The organism is Streptomyces sp. W16 (genome assembly GCF_033194735.1).
Classification (GTDB): Bacteria; Actinomycetota; Actinomycetes; order Streptomycetales; family Streptomycetaceae; genus Streptomyces.
In genome coordinates, this window is record NZ_JAWOAI010000006.1 from 13,236 (window position 1) to 29,190 (window position 15,955).

At 66.0% G+C, this 15,955-nt stretch carries 16 protein-coding genes, 1 tRNA gene and 2 pseudogenes; 12 read left to right on the forward strand and 7 right to left on the reverse strand.

The features are described 5' to 3' along the window. Positions 1-107 precede the first annotated feature (107 nt). Positions 108-809: a DUF5819 family protein gene (locus R6V09_RS01605; RefSeq protein ID WP_317879498.1), complete on the forward strand. Its 702-nt coding sequence runs from the start codon at positions 108-110 to the stop codon at positions 807-809. Beyond that, positions 799-1,938 carry an HTTM domain-containing protein gene (locus R6V09_RS01610; protein ID WP_317879499.1) on the forward strand — a complete coding sequence of 380 codons (1,140 nt, stop codon included), beginning with the start codon at positions 799-801 and terminating at the stop codon, positions 1,936-1,938. Before R6V09_RS01605 ends, R6V09_RS01610 begins: the two co-directional genes overlap by 11 nt. A 79-nt stretch (positions 1,939-2,017) precedes the next feature. On the opposite strand, the gene R6V09_RS01615 is transcribed toward R6V09_RS01610, so the two are convergent. The 3 genes from R6V09_RS01615 to R6V09_RS01625 all read right to left on the reverse strand — a co-directional run bounded on the left by R6V09_RS01615 (position 2,018) and on the right by R6V09_RS01625 (position 2,761). Further along, entirely contained in the window at positions 2,018-2,191 is a 174-nt protein-coding gene (locus R6V09_RS01615; RefSeq protein ID WP_317879500.1) for a CsbD family protein, read from the reverse strand. Between the two features lie 64 nt (positions 2,192-2,255). Further along, positions 2,256-2,438, reverse strand: a complete 183-nt coding sequence (locus R6V09_RS01620; protein WP_317879501.1) for a hydrophobic protein — start codon at positions 2,436-2,438, stop codon at positions 2,256-2,258. Between the two features lie 116 nt (positions 2,439-2,554). Next, a complete protein-coding gene (locus R6V09_RS01625; RefSeq protein WP_317879502.1) occupies positions 2,555-2,761 on the reverse strand; it encodes a hypothetical protein in 207 nt (68 codons plus the stop codon). A gap of 378 nt (positions 2,762-3,139) precedes the next feature. Between R6V09_RS01625 and R6V09_RS01630 the strand changes: the two genes are divergently transcribed. From R6V09_RS01630 to R6V09_RS01660, 8 genes and pseudogenes are all read left to right on the forward strand, one after another. Beyond that, positions 3,140-3,415 carry a hypothetical protein gene (locus tag R6V09_RS01630; protein WP_317879503.1) on the forward strand — a complete coding sequence of 92 codons (276 nt, stop codon included), beginning with the start codon at positions 3,140-3,142 and terminating at the stop codon, positions 3,413-3,415. 122 nt (positions 3,416-3,537) lie between these two features. Continuing rightward, positions 3,538-3,918, forward strand: coding sequence for an ANTAR domain-containing protein (locus tag R6V09_RS01635; protein WP_317879504.1), 381 nt, complete (start codon positions 3,538-3,540; stop codon positions 3,916-3,918). After that, positions 3,911-4,060, forward strand: a pseudogene (locus R6V09_RS01640) (PRC-barrel domain containing protein); the annotation flags it as partial. The gene R6V09_RS01635 and the pseudogene R6V09_RS01640, both read left to right, overlap by 8 nt. Positions 4,061-4,127: 67 nt before the next feature. Next, complete coding sequence (locus R6V09_RS54405) at positions 4,128-4,634, forward strand: ANTAR domain-containing protein (protein ID WP_327094573.1); 507 nt, start codon at positions 4,128-4,130, stop codon at positions 4,632-4,634. Further along, positions 4,537-5,355, forward strand: a complete 819-nt coding sequence (locus R6V09_RS01645) for a SigB/SigF/SigG family RNA polymerase sigma factor (protein ID WP_317879505.1) — start codon at positions 4,537-4,539, stop codon at positions 5,353-5,355. The genes R6V09_RS54405 and R6V09_RS01645 overlap by 98 nt, the downstream gene beginning before the upstream one ends. A 78-nt stretch (positions 5,356-5,433) precedes the next feature. Beyond that, positions 5,434-5,526: pseudogene (locus tag R6V09_RS54510) on the forward strand (DUF1206 domain-containing protein); the annotation flags it as partial. Next, on the forward strand, positions 5,487-6,458 hold the full coding sequence (locus R6V09_RS01655) for a heavy metal transporter CzcB (RefSeq protein ID WP_442809948.1): 972 nt from the start codon (positions 5,487-5,489) through the stop codon (positions 6,456-6,458). The pseudogene R6V09_RS54510 and the gene R6V09_RS01655, both read left to right, overlap by 40 nt. Then, on the forward strand, positions 6,455-7,000 hold the full coding sequence (locus R6V09_RS01660; protein WP_317879506.1) for a flavoprotein: 546 nt from the start codon (positions 6,455-6,457) through the stop codon (positions 6,998-7,000). Before R6V09_RS01655 ends, R6V09_RS01660 begins: the two co-directional genes overlap by 4 nt. A gap of 138 nt (positions 7,001-7,138) precedes the next feature. Here R6V09_RS01660 and R6V09_RS01665 read toward each other — a convergent pair. The 3 genes from R6V09_RS01665 to R6V09_RS01675 all read right to left on the reverse strand — a co-directional run bounded on the left by R6V09_RS01665 (position 7,139) and on the right by R6V09_RS01675 (position 8,659). Beyond that, positions 7,139-7,208, reverse strand: a tRNA-Lys gene (locus tag R6V09_RS01665). A 140-nt stretch (positions 7,209-7,348) separates the two neighbouring features. After that, positions 7,349-8,068: a leucine-rich repeat domain-containing protein gene (locus R6V09_RS01670; RefSeq protein ID WP_317879507.1), complete on the reverse strand. Its 720-nt coding sequence runs from the start codon at positions 8,066-8,068 to the stop codon at positions 7,349-7,351. A gap of 30 nt (positions 8,069-8,098) precedes the next feature. After that, a complete protein-coding gene (locus tag R6V09_RS01675) occupies positions 8,099-8,659 on the reverse strand; it encodes a hypothetical protein (RefSeq protein WP_317879508.1) in 561 nt (186 codons plus the stop codon). A 354-nt stretch (positions 8,660-9,013) separates the two neighbouring features. Here R6V09_RS01675 and R6V09_RS01680 point away from each other — a divergent pair, with 354 nt between their 5' ends. Both R6V09_RS01680 and R6V09_RS01685 read left to right on the forward strand, forming a co-directional pair. Next, entirely contained in the window at positions 9,014-12,442 is a 3,429-nt protein-coding gene (locus R6V09_RS01680) for an AAA domain-containing protein (protein ID WP_317879509.1), read from the forward strand. After that, positions 12,429-13,838 carry a hypothetical protein gene (locus R6V09_RS01685; RefSeq protein ID WP_317879510.1) on the forward strand — a complete coding sequence of 470 codons (1,410 nt, stop codon included), beginning with the start codon at positions 12,429-12,431 and terminating at the stop codon, positions 13,836-13,838. Before R6V09_RS01680 ends, R6V09_RS01685 begins: the two co-directional genes overlap by 14 nt. 216 nt (positions 13,839-14,054) lie before the next feature. On the opposite strand, the gene R6V09_RS01690 is transcribed toward R6V09_RS01685, so the two are convergent. Beyond that, entirely contained in the window at positions 14,055-15,944 is a 1,890-nt protein-coding gene (locus R6V09_RS01690; protein ID WP_317879511.1) for an AAA family ATPase, read from the reverse strand. Positions 15,945-15,955: the final 11 nt, after the last annotated feature.

A 15,955-nucleotide genomic window follows, 5' to 3' on the forward strand; every position in this document is an offset into this window, starting at 1 on the left:
CAGGACGAGCGGCGCGCGACGAATCGCTGTCGATTCCGTCGCGCGCCGCTGGCGAAATCTCAGGAGAAACAGTGAGAGAAGCCAGGACGGAAAGGCTGGGTGGGGACGTGCCGAGCAGCATCGAAACAGTGGACGTCGACGAACCGGACCGGGGCGGGACCACCCTTCCCCGCCAAGGGAATTCGAAGCCTCCGCCCCTCCTGCTGAGGGTGGGGACGAACGCCGTCGTGGCCCTGTGCCTGGCGACAGCCCTGGTCCACGTTCTCCTGGTGTTTCTGCACGTGGCGCCCCCGAACCCCCTCTCCCAGCAGTACAGCCGGCAGGTCAACGCGTGGGTCTTCCCCCTGTTCGAGCAGAACTGGCGGCTCTTCGCACCGGATCCGGAGTCGGTCAACCGGCAGATCTCGGCACGGACCATGCACACCGCCCCGGACGGCAGGGTGCACGTGAGCGGCTGGTTCGATCTGAGCGGCGTCGACGACTCGGCGGTGAGGCACGACGTCTTCCCGAGCCACACCGCGCAGAACATGCTGCGGCGGGCCTGGAGTTCGTACCTCGAAACCCATGGCGGTGACGACCGGCCCCGCTCGGAGCGGGCGCTGATGATGCAGAAGTACCTGACCGACATCGCGGCGGACCGCATCACCGACCACCGCGACGGCACGTTCGAGTCCGTCCAGCTGCGGGTGATCACCATCCCCATCGCCGCGCCGGCCGAGGGGCCCGGCCCCGGCTCGTCCGCTGCCGCGCCGAAGCCTGTCGAGACGCGGTATCTGCCCTGGTGGAAGGTGACCTCCCATGGAAACTGAGCAGGCACTCGCTGCGCACCGAGGTGTCTCCCGTATCCCCGACGGGGCGGACGCAGGCCCGCCACGCCGCGGACCGGCGCGGGTCGGTGCGTTTCTCACCGTCCTGACCGAGCGGCCGGTCTCCCTCTACGCCGCGGCCGTTCTGCGCATCGGCTACGGCCTCCTCTACCTCGTCTTCCTGCTGCGCGAGTTTCCGTACCGCGACGAGATCTGGGGGCCCGGGTCACCGTGGACGCCCGAGCTGGCCAGGGAGTTGTTCGACCAGACCGGGTGGGCCAGCATCCTCACCCTGTCCGACAGCCGACCGTACTTCGAGACGTGCTACGCACTGGCCCTCGTCACGTCAGCGCTGTTCATGCTCGGCTGGCGGACCCGGGTGGTGTCCGTGCTGTTCGCGGTCGTGGTGGCGTCGTTCCACGCCAGGGCGATCTTCATGACCGACGGAGGAGACAACCTCATCCTCCTCATGGCCCTGTACCTCGTCCTCACCACATGCGGCCGACGCTGGTCCCTGGACGCGCGCAGAACCCGTCGCCGAGCCTCCGCGGGGAAGGGGGAGAGCAGCTCGGAAGGCTCGGGAGCGGGCGAGTTCCGACATCAACTGGCGGCGTCCCGCCGGACGTTGACGGCAGTACTCCACAACTGCGGCATGTTCGTCATCGCGGCTCAGGTCTGCTTCCTCTACGGATCCGCGGGCCTCTACAAGGTGCAGGGCGCCTCCTGGGGCAACGGCACCGCCCTCCACTACGTCCTGAACCTCGACCTGTTCCGGCCCTGGCCCGAGCTCTCCCTCGTGGCGGACGAGCACGACGTGCTGATCGCCGTAGCCTGCTATCTGACCGTGCTGGTGCAGGTCGCCTTCCCGTTCGTCCTGTTCGGACGGCTCAAGTACCCGGTCCTGACCGTGCTGTTGGGCATGCACCTGGGCATCGCCGTCCTCATGGGACTGCCGCTCTTCTCCGGCGCGATGATCATCGCGGACGCCGCGTTCCTGCCGGACCGCTTCTACCGGGCGCTGGGACAACTGTTGCGTCCCGTCGGCCGATGGGCACATGTCGGGGAGGCGGAGGCTACGGCCCGCGGAGGGGCGGCACTCGTGCCGCCGCAGCCGACACCGTCGCGCCGATGAAGGCCCTGTGGTCTGCGCGGTGACGGTTGGCCCACTGAGCTCTCGTGGTCGATGACGGCGCCGCCCGGGTCAGTGCCGGTCAGTGCTTGAAGGCGTTCTTGGCCCTGTCGCCGAACTGCTTCAGGTTTCCGGAGATCCGGTCGGTCCTGCCGTGCCGCTGCAGTCGCCTGTTGCGGGTGGTGCGGCCGATGCGTTCGGTGACCCGGCCCCTGAACGCCTGGGTCCGGTGCTTGATGGTCTGTCCGATGCTCATGACTGTCCTCTGCTCTGGTGCTGGATGGGCTCCTGCGGGCGGAGGAGCGCGCCAGCGTGGACTACTACCCGCGGCTACGGCCGTACCGGCGGCCACCGCGGCGCCTGCCACGGCCGCGCCCGCGCCTCGCGAAGCCGAAGATCCAGACGCCCAGGAGTACGGCGGCGACCCACCAAAGAGCCTGCGTGGTGAAGCCGAACCCGAACACCACCAGGATCAGCAGAAAGAGAAGGATCCACAGGATCATTGCCAGGCCTCCGGATCGCGGGAAGTTCCTGAGTTCCGCGGGGGCCGGGCGAAGCGAGGGAGGGGAAATGCCGCCCGAACGATCCGGAGCGGCACAGCCCTACACCTTGCCGTCAGTCAACGCCCGGCGACTTCCCGTGTCAACGCGGCGTCGATACGGGGGAGTTCGGAGAGCCGGGCAGGTGCCACTGGGGCCAACAGATCCTCGATGAGGGCTTCGACCGGCTCTGGTGTCGGCAGGATGCGGTCCTCCCACCAGGACAGGCCCAGCACAGTGGCGAGGAGGACGAAGGGAGTCGAGGCCGGAACGATCAGGGCGTACATGTGTGCCGCCTGCGGTGGTATGCGTGCGAGGCGGCGGACAACGGAAAGGTGCCCGCCGGGGGCGCATCGATGCCGCGCCGGGCCGGTGGCGACGGCGGGTGCGGGAGCGGCCCGTGGGGGCGGGACGGGTTCCGGCACTGATGCGCGAGATGCGCCCCCGAAGGAGCGCGAGAGGTGATCAACGCTGCCGGGGGCTCGGGCCGTACCACGCACGTTAGCCCCTCGCCGCACTCCCGCGACAGGCGTCAAGTGGCCATTCGTTCCGGCTGGCAGACCGTTACACGGGTCGCTGTCCGCAACCTCTGGGCAGAGCTACGCTGTTGGAACAGGCCCCGGCCCCCGGCAGTGACGCGTTGTTCCGCCCCGGGGAGGCCCGCCGTGTTCGTTCTGCTTCTCATCCTCATCGTGGTCCTGTTCGGCCTCGGCTTCCTCAATCCCCTTTGGTGGGTGGCCGCGGCCGTGTTGGTCTTCGCCGCCACCCGGCACGGCCGCGGTGGTGGCGGCTGGATCCGTGGTGACGGTTCCGATCTCGGGGAGTACCGGGACTACGAGAACCGCCGGGATCGTCAGGACCGCTGGGACCGCCGCTACAGCCGTCGGCACCGGGCGCGCTGGAGGCGCGAGGACCGCAGGGACCGTGAACGGCGTGGGTGAGCGATGAACGGCGTGGGTGAGCGATGAACGGCGTGGGTGAGCGATGAACGGCCCGACCTCCAGAGGTTCCGGGACGGCTTTCGCCGTACCGGACGCGCGGAAACCGTGGAGAGGCAGATGCCATGCGCCGCACAGCCTTCCTTCCGAAGGACTGGTGGAATCCGAGGGCCGAAGCCTCAGCGGAGCAGGACCCGGCGAGCCAGGATGCCGTGGCGCTGCGCGCCGAGAACGATCAGCTCCGTCGCGTGCTGGCCGGCCGGACGGTCGTCGACCAGGCGTGCGGGATGGTGATGGTCCTGGCCCCCTGTCGCCGTGGGCCGGCCAGGAGCCTGCTGGTGGACGTCGCGCGGCAGTGCAATGCCCAACTTCCGGACGTGGCAGCCGCCGTGGTCGCCGCTTGGGAGGGTGAGCCGCTCTCGCGGCTGATGCGGCGCGCGCTGCGGCATGCGTTGCGGCAGCTCTACGCGGAAGACCAAGGGTGCGACGCACCAACCCTCGGATGAGCCGACCGTGGCGACGGTACGGACCGGACTGCCCACGCGGCACCGCCTGTTCTTCGTCCCCGTCCAGGACGCGATCTTCAAGCACTACGGCCTGCCCTACCGGCCCGGTGCGACCAGGGAACGGCGACTGGCCCGCCGCTGACCGTTCATAGGCACGACTCATGGGCACGACGACTGCGTTGTGAGGACTGCGTTGTGAGGTACGCACCATGCACCAACTGACCACGCCCCGCGAAGAACAGCCTCTGCCGACGGCTGTGACGTCCACGGGGAACCCGGTGTTGGCCATCGAGATCCCCCAACTGCGAGCCAGGGATGAGCAGTTGGAGCGGGCGCTGGTAAGTCGTGCGGCGATCGACCAGGCACGCGGCATGGTGATGGCCCTGGCGCCGTGCTCCAGCGACAGGGCCTGGGGCCTGGAGCCTGGGGCCTGGGGCCTGGGGCCTGGGGCCTGCTGGTGGACGTGTCGCAGCACTGCAACGTCAAACTCCGGGACGTGGCCGCGGCACTGGTCGCCACGACGAACGACGAGACGCTCCCGGCACCCGTACAACAGGAACTGCGCCGGGCGCTGCGGCGCCTTCACAGCGACTCCACCGATCAGGGAGACACGCGCCCATGCCGTACCCCCGCACGCAGAGCCGCCGCAGCGCACCCACCTACGACGACGCCCCGGACACCGACGCCGCGTTCCGCCGTATCGCCGCCCTCCCTGAGGGTCCGGAGAGGTCCGCGCTGTGCCAGGAGGTGGTGTGCGCCTGGATGCCGATGGCCGTGCGGCTGGCCCGGCGCTTCCGCCATCGCGGCGAGACCTTCGACGACCTCAAACAGGTTGCCCAACTGGGCCTGGTCAAGGCGGTGTACCGGTTCGACCCGAGTCTCGGCACCGCCTTCCCGAGCTATGCCATACCGACGATCCTCGGCGAGGTGAAACGGCACTTCCGCGACAGCCTCTGGATCGTGCACGTGCCGCGACACGTACAGGACTTACGCATCCAGGTCCGCTTGGCCGCCCAGGAGTGCGATGCGCCGGGCGGCCGCGAACCCTCCGTCCCGGAGATCGCCGGGCACACCGGTCTGACCGAGGCGGAGGTACGGCTGGGCCAGGGCGCGCCGGCGAGCTTCGCCGCCCTGTCCCTGGACGCCGTGCCCGGCCGCAGCGAGCAGGGCAACCCGCTGACCGAGACCCTCGGCGACATGGAGCCCGGCTTCGACCGGATCGTCGACCGCGAATCTCTCCGCCCCCTGCTGCGGGCCCTGCCCGAACGCGAACGGCACATCCTCTACATGAGGTTCTTCTGCGAGATGACACAGAGCCGCATCGCCCTGCAACTCGGCATCTCCCAGATGTACGTCTCCCGCCTGATCATCCGCACCTGCGCCCGTCTGCGCCACCAGATGCCGGCCGACACCCATGATCAGAGGACGGCATCGTGACATCGTCCAGAGTCCACGGGCGGTGCCGGGCGGGCCCTTTTCTACGCCTTCGTCTGCTGGGGTACGGCCGCATACACAGCCGGTAGCGGCCAGGGTTCCAGTGGCAACGCGAAGTCCCAGGACTGGATGGCATCGGCGCTCGAACTGCCCTACGGCCAGGTGCTGGTGGGCGCCGCGGGGTGCCTGCTGATCGACGTCGGCGCGGTGCTCGCCGTCCGGGCAGCCATGCGGCGCTTCCTGAAGCAGCTGGACGCCGCCACCATGAGCCGCGGTTCGAAACAGGTCGTCACCGCTCTGGGCGTGGGTGGAGGCGTGTCGCCGACCTGCGTCATGCCGCCGACGGCTCATCCGGCTCGGCGGAGGCGTCCGGGTTGCTCGCCACCGCGTACCAGACGTCGGTGAGTCTGCTACTGAAGCGAGCCGATCAGGGCAACGCCTGGCTCGCGGCCGGTCGGGCCATGGCCGAGGCGGAGCAATCCGAGGATCCCATCGTCCTCGCCGCCAGTGTCCGCGTTCACGCCCACGTCCTCGTGCGCGAGAAGCACACCGCCCAGGCCGTGAACATGGTCCGCCACACTGCCGACCAGCTCACCGGTTCCTACGACCAGCGCTCACCCCGGTACCTGGCAGCGGTCGGTCTGCTGTTGCTCCGTGGGGCGACCGCCGCCAGCAGAAACGACGACCGCGCCACCACCCAGGACTTCCTCACCGAGGCCAAAGAGGTGGCGCGCTATGTCTCCTTCGACCGACCCGACGCCTGGGCGAACTTCAGCCCCACCAACGTCGCCCTGCACGAGATCAGCGCTGCCGTCTCCTTCGGCGACGCCGGCATCGCCCTGGAAACCGCGCGCCCCCTCATGCGGCGCCACATTCCCGTCCCCGAACGCCGGGCCGCGCTCTGGGTGGAGACCGCCCGCGCCTACAGTCAGCAGGGCAGACTCGCCGACGGCTACCAGGCCCTGCGCATCGCCGAGAGCTGTGCGGCCCAGGACATCCGCCGCCCGGCCGTACGCGAACTGGTCGCCGACATGGCGGCCCGCGACCGCCGCCGGGCGCTGCCCGAGCTGCACCATTTCAGTCGCCAACTGGGAGTGCCCGCGTGAGTGACCAGCCCGACAAGCCGTTCCTCCAGATCGTGGTCTGCGCTGCCGGAGTCGCCACCGACGTCGGCAAGTTGATCACCGCAGCGCACGAACGGAACTGGGACGTCGGTGTCGTCGCCACCCCGCAAGGACTCGGCTTCCTCGACGTCGAGGCGGTCGAGGCGCAGACCGGTCTCCTCATCCGCTCGGCCTGGCGGACTCCGGACCAACCGCGCCCGACCCGGCCCGCGGACGCGATCGCGGTCGCCCCGGCCAGCTTCAACACCGTCAACAAGTGGGCCGCCGGGATCTCCGACAACCTCGCCCTGGGCATCCTGTGCGAAGCACCCGCCATGGGTGTACCAGTCGCCGTATTGCCGTACCTGAACTCCGCCCAGGCCGCCCACCCCGCGTACCGGCAGAGCCTGGAACGGCTGGGCGAGATGGGCGTCCTGATCGGGTCGTACGAGCCTCATCGGCCGAAGGCCGGCGGTGGGGCCGACCGGTATCGCTGGGAGGAAGTGCTGGAACTGCTCGCTCCGAGGCTGTCCGTGCGGTCGTGATGTCGACGCAGGCCGCGCTGCCCCCTTGGGCCCGCTCGGGCACGCAAGGCCCCGAAACCAAAGCAGCGCCCAACCCGACCAAAGTCGAATCAGACGCTGCACAGCAGGTCAGAGGCCATAACCCCCGCCCACCGCCGGTAGACCCTGTGGGACTCGAACCCACAACCAATGGATTAAAAGTCCTGGCCATAGCTTGCCGGGTGGTTCCGGACTGTTCTTCGGCGTCCGGAACCACCTGGTCAGGGCAGGTGCCACTCCGCGCTCAGTCCACGCCGTGACGGCCTCTGCCACACCATCCGCTCACGCATCGCTCACGCACGGCGGGCCGCTGAGCAGCAGCTTTCCGGTCTACAAGAGCACGACGCAGCCTCGCCGCTCCAGTTCGGCCAGCAGCGACGGCGAGGGCTCGCAGGCGTTCCAGCGCACGTCCAGTTTCTCCAGCGCGGGCATGTCGACGACCCAGTCCGGCAGCCGCGTGAGGCGGTTGCTTCGCACGTCGAGCTGGCGCAGTCGGGGCAGGCCGACCAGCGTCTCCGGGAGTTCGGTGAGGGCGTTCTCCCTCAGGTCCAAGTGGCGCAGTTCACGGAGATCGGCAATGGACGGCGGCAGGCTTTCGACCGCGTTGCCCCGGAGCCAGAGCTCACGCAGGTTGCGGAGGGCCCCGATGCTGTCAGGCAGCGTGGTCAGCCGGTTGTGCTGCGCCCGGAGTTCGATGAGTCCGGACATGCGGCCGATGGCCTCGGGCAGGACGGTGAGCGTGTTCTCACCGACATTGAGGTAGCGCAGCCGCGTCAGCTTCCCCAGCGAGTCCGGGATCTCCGACAGCTTGTTGTCGTGCAGGTAGAGGCAGCCGCTGAGTTCGGCCAGGTCGCCCAGTTCGGCGGGCACCGAGGTGAGGTGGTTGTGGCCGAGGTCCAGGGTGGCAAGCCGGTGCAGCCGTCCGATCTCGGACGGGAGGTCGGTGAGCCCGTTGTCCGCGAGGATCAGCACCTGGAGCTCGGTGCGCCGCCAGACAGACTCAGGTACTTGTCCCAGCTGTTGACGCCAGAGGTTCAGCACGTGCGGCACCGCATGATCCCTTCCTCTTCCTCGGTCCGCTCAGTGCCCGTAGGGAGGCTCGAAGCAGCCTGTCTCCAGGTACGGGCCGTTGGTCTGCACGCCGTAGTTGGACTTCTGCACGAACGCGGTGACGCAGGCGTCAGGGTGGACCCTCAGGCCGACCATGGCCCCCTCGGGGGTGTAGTACTCATCGTTCTTGAAACGCTGGAACATCTCCCGGACGGTCAGCGCGTCGTCCCCCTCCTCGTACCCGAGCTCGAGCAGCGCCGCGCGCACGGTCGCGGGGTCCCACTTCCCCTGCTCCCACAGCCGCTTGAGCACCGGCTCGATACGGGCGGCCTCCCGCTCGGCATCCCGCTCATGGGCGGGGGACATCTCGCCCGTTCGCCGGTAGGCGTTGTTCTCGTTGTAGTGCGGAGCGCCGTCACCGGCCCCCGGCTCCACGTACGGAGAGGCTCCCGGGGCACTGGGCGAGGCGCTGTAGCCGACTCCAGCTCCGGCCACCGAGTGCGAGGCCCTCTGCTGACCGCAGGCACCGAGCGTCAGAATGAGGGTCGCACCGACAAGTACCGTGTGCTGGACGGACGTTGAAGTGGGCATGGAGCAACTCTGCCATCCAGACGGACGGCAGCGGCGGCCGAGTACGCGAACTCAATCCGACAGGTCACGGCGTCTGCGGCCCCTCCGGCATCCGCTGCCCGGCATCCAGGTCCCCGTCCAGGACGAAAGCTCCGCCGTCGGCCGGCATCCGCCCCCCACAGGGCATCGGCCAGGGCCTCACAGAACTCGGTTGCGTAGGCCAAGGGAAGCGTCCTCTCGCAGAACCACTCCGCGAGGATCATTACTCGCCAACTCCGCACCGTCTCGGTACAAACTGCTGATCCGAGGGGAGACCGCTGGCAAGATGGCCGCTTGTGTGGGCTGCGCGGCAGCCGGGGGAGCAAGGAGCAGTGGGTGGGGACGACGATTAACGGCCGGTTTCTGTTGCTCCCTCAGGAAGCCCGCCCGGGGGGTTTGTCCGAGGTCCGCAAGGCCGTGGACATCAAGAGCGCTGGCGGTGACCACGTCGCTGTGAAGCTGCTCAAACAGCGCGAGGACGACGCGATCACTCGGATCTTCCTGGAACGGGAGACCTCTGCGCTCAAGGCACTGAACCACCCCCACATCGTGCGGATGCTCGACTCTGGCTGGGATCAAGGGCTGGAGCGGTACTTCATCACCCTGGAGTGGATTGACCGCAGCCTCAAGGACGAGATGGCGGACGGCCGTCCCCTTGACTGGCCGGCCTACTTCACGCGTATAGGCGGACCGCTAGCTTCCGCTCTCGCGTATGCCCACGAGAAGGAGATCGAGCACCGTGATCTGAAGCCGGGAAATGTACTGCTGGCCAGTGACGGCACGGTCAAGCTCGCCGACTTCGGGATCGCCAAGATCTTATCCAAGGCCGCGGCCGTGACCGACGAGACGGTCGCGGACTTCCGGTCCGCACTGTATTCGCCGCCTGAGCAGAGCGAGACGGTCCCGTACGTGCGTGACGTGTACGCCTACGCGGTCCTGGCCATTCAGGTCCTCTCCCGCAGCCAGGCACGTGACTACCACGATCTGGCGACGGTACTCGACGGTCTGGAACTCGACACCGAGATCCGCAACGTCCTCAGAACCTGCATCGACTTCGACCCGAAGAAGCGGCCAGCCAACGCCATCGTCCTAGAACACCGGCTCCTGGAGGCCGAGCGGGTCTGCGAGAACCGTGATGCCCGCCAACGCAACGCGCTCTGGCTGAAGATGACCCGTCGCGCGGCCGAAAGCCTCAGCACCACCCCGGCCGGAGAAGAGATCGACTGGGATGCGGTGAAGAACACGGTGCTGGCGGACATCTCCGGCACCGTTCACGTCGACTACGGCTACAACGCGCAGAGCGACGAGGTCGACACCGGCACGGTGCGGGTGTTCGGCCAGAGTCTGTTTCTGCGCCTGGTCAACGACGAGGATCAACGCGACCGGTGCGTAGTCGTCTCGGCTGAGGAACGAGCAGAGGAATGGATGGCCAAGCGCCGTGCGTCCGCCCTCAAACTCGGCCCCATCCTCACCTGGACGTTCAACGACCCGGGTGAGGACCCGGCGTACGACGGCCTCAACCTGCTGCTGGACAGCCTCAACGCGGAACTGGACGCGCGCGAGACCCTGGCTAAGGAGGGCAAGCGCCAGCAGCTCGGCGACCTGTTCGACGGCTGGCGCCGCGTCCTGGAAGCCCGTGAGGAGGCGGCGGCCAACGGACGGCAGCCGATCCAGTACGAGCGGATGGAAGGCGGCGGCCGTACCCGGGTCTTCCATCTGGCCGCGCCCGACACCACCGCAGAAATTGGCGAAGAGTGGTCAGTCTCGGAGTACCCCTACAGCCGGCCCATCGACCGTGGCGAGATCACCAACCGCACCGACGACACCGTCGTCCTGCGGATGACGCGTCCCCAGGCCGTCCTGCCCGCTCGGGGTGTGCTGCTGCCCTTCCTCGGACCCAGCCAGAATGCGATTAACCGGCAGCGCGACGCGCTCACCGCGGTCGCCGCCGGCCAGACCGCCAATCCCGACCTGCGGCAGATCATCGACAACCCCACGGTCCTTGAGGTCGGCCCGCCCACCGAAGTCACCACCTGGGTCCGCGCCGATCTCGACCAGAGCAAACGAGACGTCGTCGCCCACGCCCTGGGCACTCAGGACCTGCTGCTCGTCGAGGGACCACCCGGTACTGGCAAGACCACCGTGATCGCTGAGATCGTCGAGCAAACCCTCAGCCGGCACCCCACCGCCCGGATCCTCATCGTCAGCCAGACCCACATCGCCATCGACAACGCACTCAAGCGCCTTGAAGACGCTGGCATCACCGAACTCGTCCGCCTCGGCCGCGTCGACGATCCGCGCGTCGCCGAAAGCGCCCAGCCGCTACTGCTCGATCGGCAAGTTAAGAAGTGGACCCAGGGCGTCCGCACGCGCGCAGAACGACATTTGGAGAACGTGGCTGCCAAGAGCGGCCAGCAGCCCAGCCACCTCAAGGCGGCCTTGGCTCTGGAAGAACTCGCCGCGGTGGCCGCCAACCTCGCCCACGTCACAACCCGACTCGACGAGCTGGCGAACCAGCCTGTGCCTGAGCGCACCACCTCCGCCAGGGAACTCGGCGAGGAAGTCGTCACCACCCGGGCCCGCCGAGAACAACTCCTCGAACAGAGAGCGGAGCTGTTCGCTGACGTGCAGACCATGCTCGACGGCGAACTCACCCTCCGCGAGGAAATGAGCGCCGCAGACGCCCGCGACGTCGTCGAGGTACTCCTTGGCCCGGCCGGACCCGGCCGGGAACTGATGCACCTGCTGAGCCTGCAGGGCGAATGGCTCCAGCGTATCGGCACCGACCAGAACCTGATCGCTGGCTTCCTGCGCACCCGGCGCGTTATCGGCGGGACCGCGCTCGGCTTCTTCGGCCACCCGGCGGCCCGGGATCTCGAATTCGACTTGTGCATCTTCGACGAGGCGTCCAAGGCAACTGCGACCGAGGCGCTGGTGCCGATGGCCAGGGCCAAGCGGTGGGTGCTGGTCGGTGACACCAACCAGCTGCCCCCCATCGATGAGGATTTGCTGCGCGACGAAAAGATCATGGCCGACCACCAGCTCATCCCCGAATTGGTGAAGACCACCCTGTTCCAGTACTTCGCCAACTCCACCAAGGCACCCGTCAAACACCTGCTGCGCGAGCAGTACCGGATGACCCCGGCTATCGGCAACATGATCAGCAGTTGCTTCTACGACAACAAACTGATCTCGCCGAACGACCATGTCCTTCCCGGCTACAGCACGGTTAACAAACCCGTCCTCTGGCTGGACACCAGCGCCCTGCCGAACCGCCGCGAGGATGAGCAGTCCGCCGCGCAGACCAGCATCTCCAACCGTCTTGAGGGCCAGCTCGCGATGCGACGCCTGGAAGTCATCGACCGGGCCATCGACAAGGGGGTGATCAAGACTCCCGACGGCAAGCGCCTCGACGTCCTACTGATCGCCCCCTACGGCCGCCAGGTCGACGAACTCACCAAGCGCCTAGCCTCCCTGAGGCTCAAGCACATCGCTCCAGAAGTACTCTCCGTCGACGCGGTACAGGGCCGAGAATGCGATCTCGTCGTGTTCTCCGTGACCCGCAGCAACGTCAGCGGCCGCTTCGGATTCCTCGGCCAGCCCTACTGGCGCCGTATCAACGTCGCACTCTCCCGCGCCCGCTACGGCCTGATCATCGTCGGCGACGCCGGCTTCTGCCGCAGCAAGCCAGGCGCCCTACGCGACGTCCTCGACTACATGAGCGGCCACCCGGAAGACTGCGAGATCCGCAATGCCTACCTCTAGTCCCGCCTTCGGCGACGACAGCCTCCTGGCCCTCCGCTTCCACAACACCCGTCCCGGACTCGAACTCATCCAGATCGCCGACGCCGCGCTGCCCGTCGCCCGGATCACCGCCGAGGTCCTCGCCCAGGACAGCAAGGACCTCCCGCTCATGGAGGAATTCGTACTGCGGCTGGTCGAGCACAACGTGAGCAGCGCGCGTGGCATCGCCGGCCTGCTCGGCCTGCCCGAAAACATGGTCGAGCGGACCGTCGCCGTGCTGTTCGGTTCGGACGACCTCAAATGGGCCCGCCCCACCGCCGCAGACGTAGGCCGGGCCCCCGGCCTACGTCTCACCGACAAGGGTCATCTCACCGCTCAGAGGGCCGCCGCGATAGCGCCCGTGCGGGTCAACCAGCCTCTCGTCTACGACCAGATGCTGTGGAAAGTAGCCCCCTACGACCGCCGCACCACCATCCCGCGCGGACAGGCCGAGGAAAACGGCCTGCTCATGCTGCCCGTGGCACAGTCCGGGCCCGTCAACGACGGCGACGTCACCGCAGCCGAAATCACCACTCTGCTCCGCGAGAACGGCAACAACAAGCGCGAAGTCCTCCAGGTCAAAGGCATCTCCCAGGCCCCGGCCCGCCGTGTTCTGCCGGTCAAACTCCTGGTGTACGCCGACGCGGACCGTACCGACGTCGAAGTCGGCATCGTCGTCGACGGCGAACTCAGTCAGGCCCACGAACTCGCCCTCATCGGCCACGGTGGTGCCAAGGCCCTCGGCATCACCGTCGCGCCGCCCCCCGAACGCCCTCTCCTGGACCCCGACCTTGAAAAGGCCCGCGTGCCGCTGCACGAGGTCACCCAGCAGCGTGCAGAACAGGCCGCATTCCAGCTCGGCGCTTACGCCCCCACGCCTGGTCCGCCAGCAGTTCAGCAGCCACAGGCAGACGAGATCCGAGCCATCGGCGTCTTCGAGCACCCGGACGTCCTCGACGACGCCCTCACCAATGCTCGCCGCCGGATCCTGATCATCTCACCGTGGATCAAGAACGCGATCATCACCACCGACTTCCTCGGTAAACTCGAACGACGGGTCAAACAGGGCGTCAAAGTGGACATTGCCTACGGCTACGAGGAGAACGACACCAAGACCGACCCAGCCTCCGTCCGCAAACTCACCAACCTCGCCGACCGCTACCGCGACAAACTCAGCTTCACACGCCTGAAGAGCACCCACGCCAAGGTTCTCGTCTACGACGATGTCTGGGTGACCACGTCCTTCAACTGGCTCTCCTTCAAGGGTGACCCCGAGCGCACCTACCGCATGGAAGAAGGAAGTCTCGTCCGCAACCGCCAGATCGCCGACACCCAGTACGCCCGCTACCTTGAGCTGATCGCCGACCAGCGCCGATAGTTTTCAGCCATGGTGCCTTCCGCATGCCGCTGCACCTTTACATCGCAGAGAGCGCGTCGGGGATCCTTTTGCTTACTGACCGGAAGCATTGGGGAGCACAGGCATAACGTCAAGCTATGGAAAGCGCCCCATGTCACAGGACGGTCGCGATGGGACGAAATAGCTAGCGTCGCGGTGGTTTTCAAGCATGTCGTCATCGCCTTTCTGGCCAAGCAATCACTCATCAGCTGAGGCGATTACGTCTACTTGCCCTTCACCTGGATGTCGAATTGTCGCGACAGTCGGGTTTTGGTAGTCGAACTTGATGCGTGTGAAGTCGTCCTCGTAGTCGTCTGGAAGTTCGTTGTCAGAGACTAGGAACTGAACAGCACCGGGATCATCTTCAACTGCCTTGAGGAGTCGCTTGTAAATTGCGGCACAAGTTTCGGTTGCCGTATTTAGTGCCAACCTAGGCCCGTCGATGATGAGCATGGACGGGTACCGGGTGTCCATTTCTCGCGCCACGCTGACGAGCGAAACCCAGTAGGCAATTTGAGTCGCCGTCATCGAACCTCCACCACTCATCAGGGTCTTGGTGAAGACCTTTCCGTTGATGATCGGCAGGTAGTTCTCTCGGTCGAATCCGGCGGATTCAACTGTAGCAATGCTGAGGTTGGTCACAGTCTCACGGAACTCTTCTTCGATCCGAGCGAATACAGAGTTTCTATGGATAGCCAAGGTGGCCTTGCGCGTCGCGATGCTTGCCTTCAGCCTATCCTGCTCTGCCCGGAGCTCCCTGACTTGTACCGCAATGTCTTCGACACGGTCCCACTGCTGGAGCGCTACCTCAAAGTTTTCCTGTCGCGTACGGGCGGTGGCCATACGATCCGATGCATCACTGAATGCCTGCAGTCTAGGAGTAACGCGCTGCGAGGTCCGTGCTTCCAGCGTCTCAGTAAGATGCTTAATCAGCGACTCACGGTCAACGATGGCACGCTGAGCTTTCTCGAACTGCTGCTCTGTCGCTTCCCTCTGCGCATCCATTTCGGCAAGTTGCTGCTCAAGCTGCTGAAGCTCGTAGCTATCAGCAGCACGCTCGGGTGAAACTGGATCCGGTTGCAAGCACAGGCGGCACCTGTCTTCCTCGACAGGGCGATTACTCAAAGACTGCATGCACCGAGGACACACGGAAAATTCGATGTTGGCTAGTCGAGCGCCGGCGTCTCGCATACGTTCGAGGCGGGCGTGATCAGCCTTGACCCTCCGCTCTTCCAAGCCGATTTCATCACGTTCGCGGACAAGGTCTTGCACGGTAGCGCGAGCATCAGCCAAAGATCGCTCGGCATCCGTTAGAAGATCACGATAGGCTTGAGTTTGTCGGTCGATTACGGGATCAAGTTCTTCTCGGAGAGAGTTCAATTCATCTTGGGCGGCCTCTTGGGCATCTATAGCTTCCTGAAGCTGTTGTTCGACTTCCTCTCGACTGCTGGTATTGCTATCATGCAAAAACTCTAGAATTGTTTTCAGATGCACGTCTGCGCCGTCAATCTCCCCGTTCAACACATTCACTCGCGATTGCATGGAAAGAATCTCGGGGTCAGTCAGCTTGAAAAGCAGCTCGAATACCGCTTTTCTCTTCGGGTCATAGTAGCCTTCCCGGCTGTCTGCGATGTCCCGGTTGATGGCATACTGCGGGATGTAGATAAATTTAAAAATGTCACCGAACGTCACTCGACTTCCAGGCTTACTGCTCTTTCCCTTCTGCGCCGGGGCCTTGATATCATCAGGGAGCCCTAGCTTTGCCAGGAAGAATGTGTTGAGACTTGACTCTCCATCGACAGGAAGGTCAGGAAGACGTTCGCCGGTGCGCTTATCGACGATGCGCACATTTTTACTCTTTGCTGCATCAAGACTGCGCGTGATGAGATACTCGTCTGCGCCGACAGCAATATCAATTGCAACATCATTCACAGCCTCTGTTGCGACTGTGGCAAGTCGAGGCTCTCCAGCAGCGAAGCCGTACCTGATCAATTCCAGAAGAGTCGTCTTACCGACGCCCGTGGGGCCTTCAAGAACCGTGAGATCGGATTCAAAATCGTAGCTGACAGTGCCTTCAGTGGTGTGCAAGCTAACTGCGC

What these genes read in the sequence shown, in the direction of transcription:
- R6V09_RS01685 (WP_317879510.1), top strand. Translation starts at nt 12,429, where the DNA reads ATGCCTACCTCTAGTCCCGCCTTCGGCGACGACAGCCTCCTGGCCCTC.
- R6V09_RS01610 (WP_317879499.1), top strand. Translation starts at nt 799, where the DNA reads ATGGAAACTGAGCAGGCACTCGCTGCGCACCGAGGTGTCTCCCGTATC.
- R6V09_RS01635 (WP_317879504.1), top strand. Translation starts at nt 3,538, where the DNA reads ATGCGCCGCACAGCCTTCCTTCCGAAGGACTGGTGGAATCCGAGGGCC.
- R6V09_RS01615 (WP_317879500.1), bottom strand. Translation starts at nt 2,191, where the DNA reads ATGAGCATCGGACAGACCATCAAGCACCGGACCCAGGCGTTCAGGGGC.
- R6V09_RS54405 (WP_327094573.1), top strand. Translation starts at nt 4,128, where the DNA reads ATGCACCAACTGACCACGCCCCGCGAAGAACAGCCTCTGCCGACGGCT.
- R6V09_RS01620 (WP_317879501.1), bottom strand. Translation starts at nt 2,438, where the DNA reads ATGATCCTGTGGATCCTTCTCTTTCTGCTGATCCTGGTGGTGTTCGGG.
- R6V09_RS01675 (WP_317879508.1), bottom strand. Translation starts at nt 8,659, where the DNA reads ATGCCCACTTCAACGTCCGTCCAGCACACGGTACTTGTCGGTGCGACC.
- R6V09_RS01645 (WP_317879505.1), top strand. Translation starts at nt 4,537, where the DNA reads ATGCCGTACCCCCGCACGCAGAGCCGCCGCAGCGCACCCACCTACGAC.
- R6V09_RS01625 (WP_317879502.1), bottom strand. Translation starts at nt 2,761, where the DNA reads ATGTACGCCCTGATCGTTCCGGCCTCGACTCCCTTCGTCCTCCTCGCC.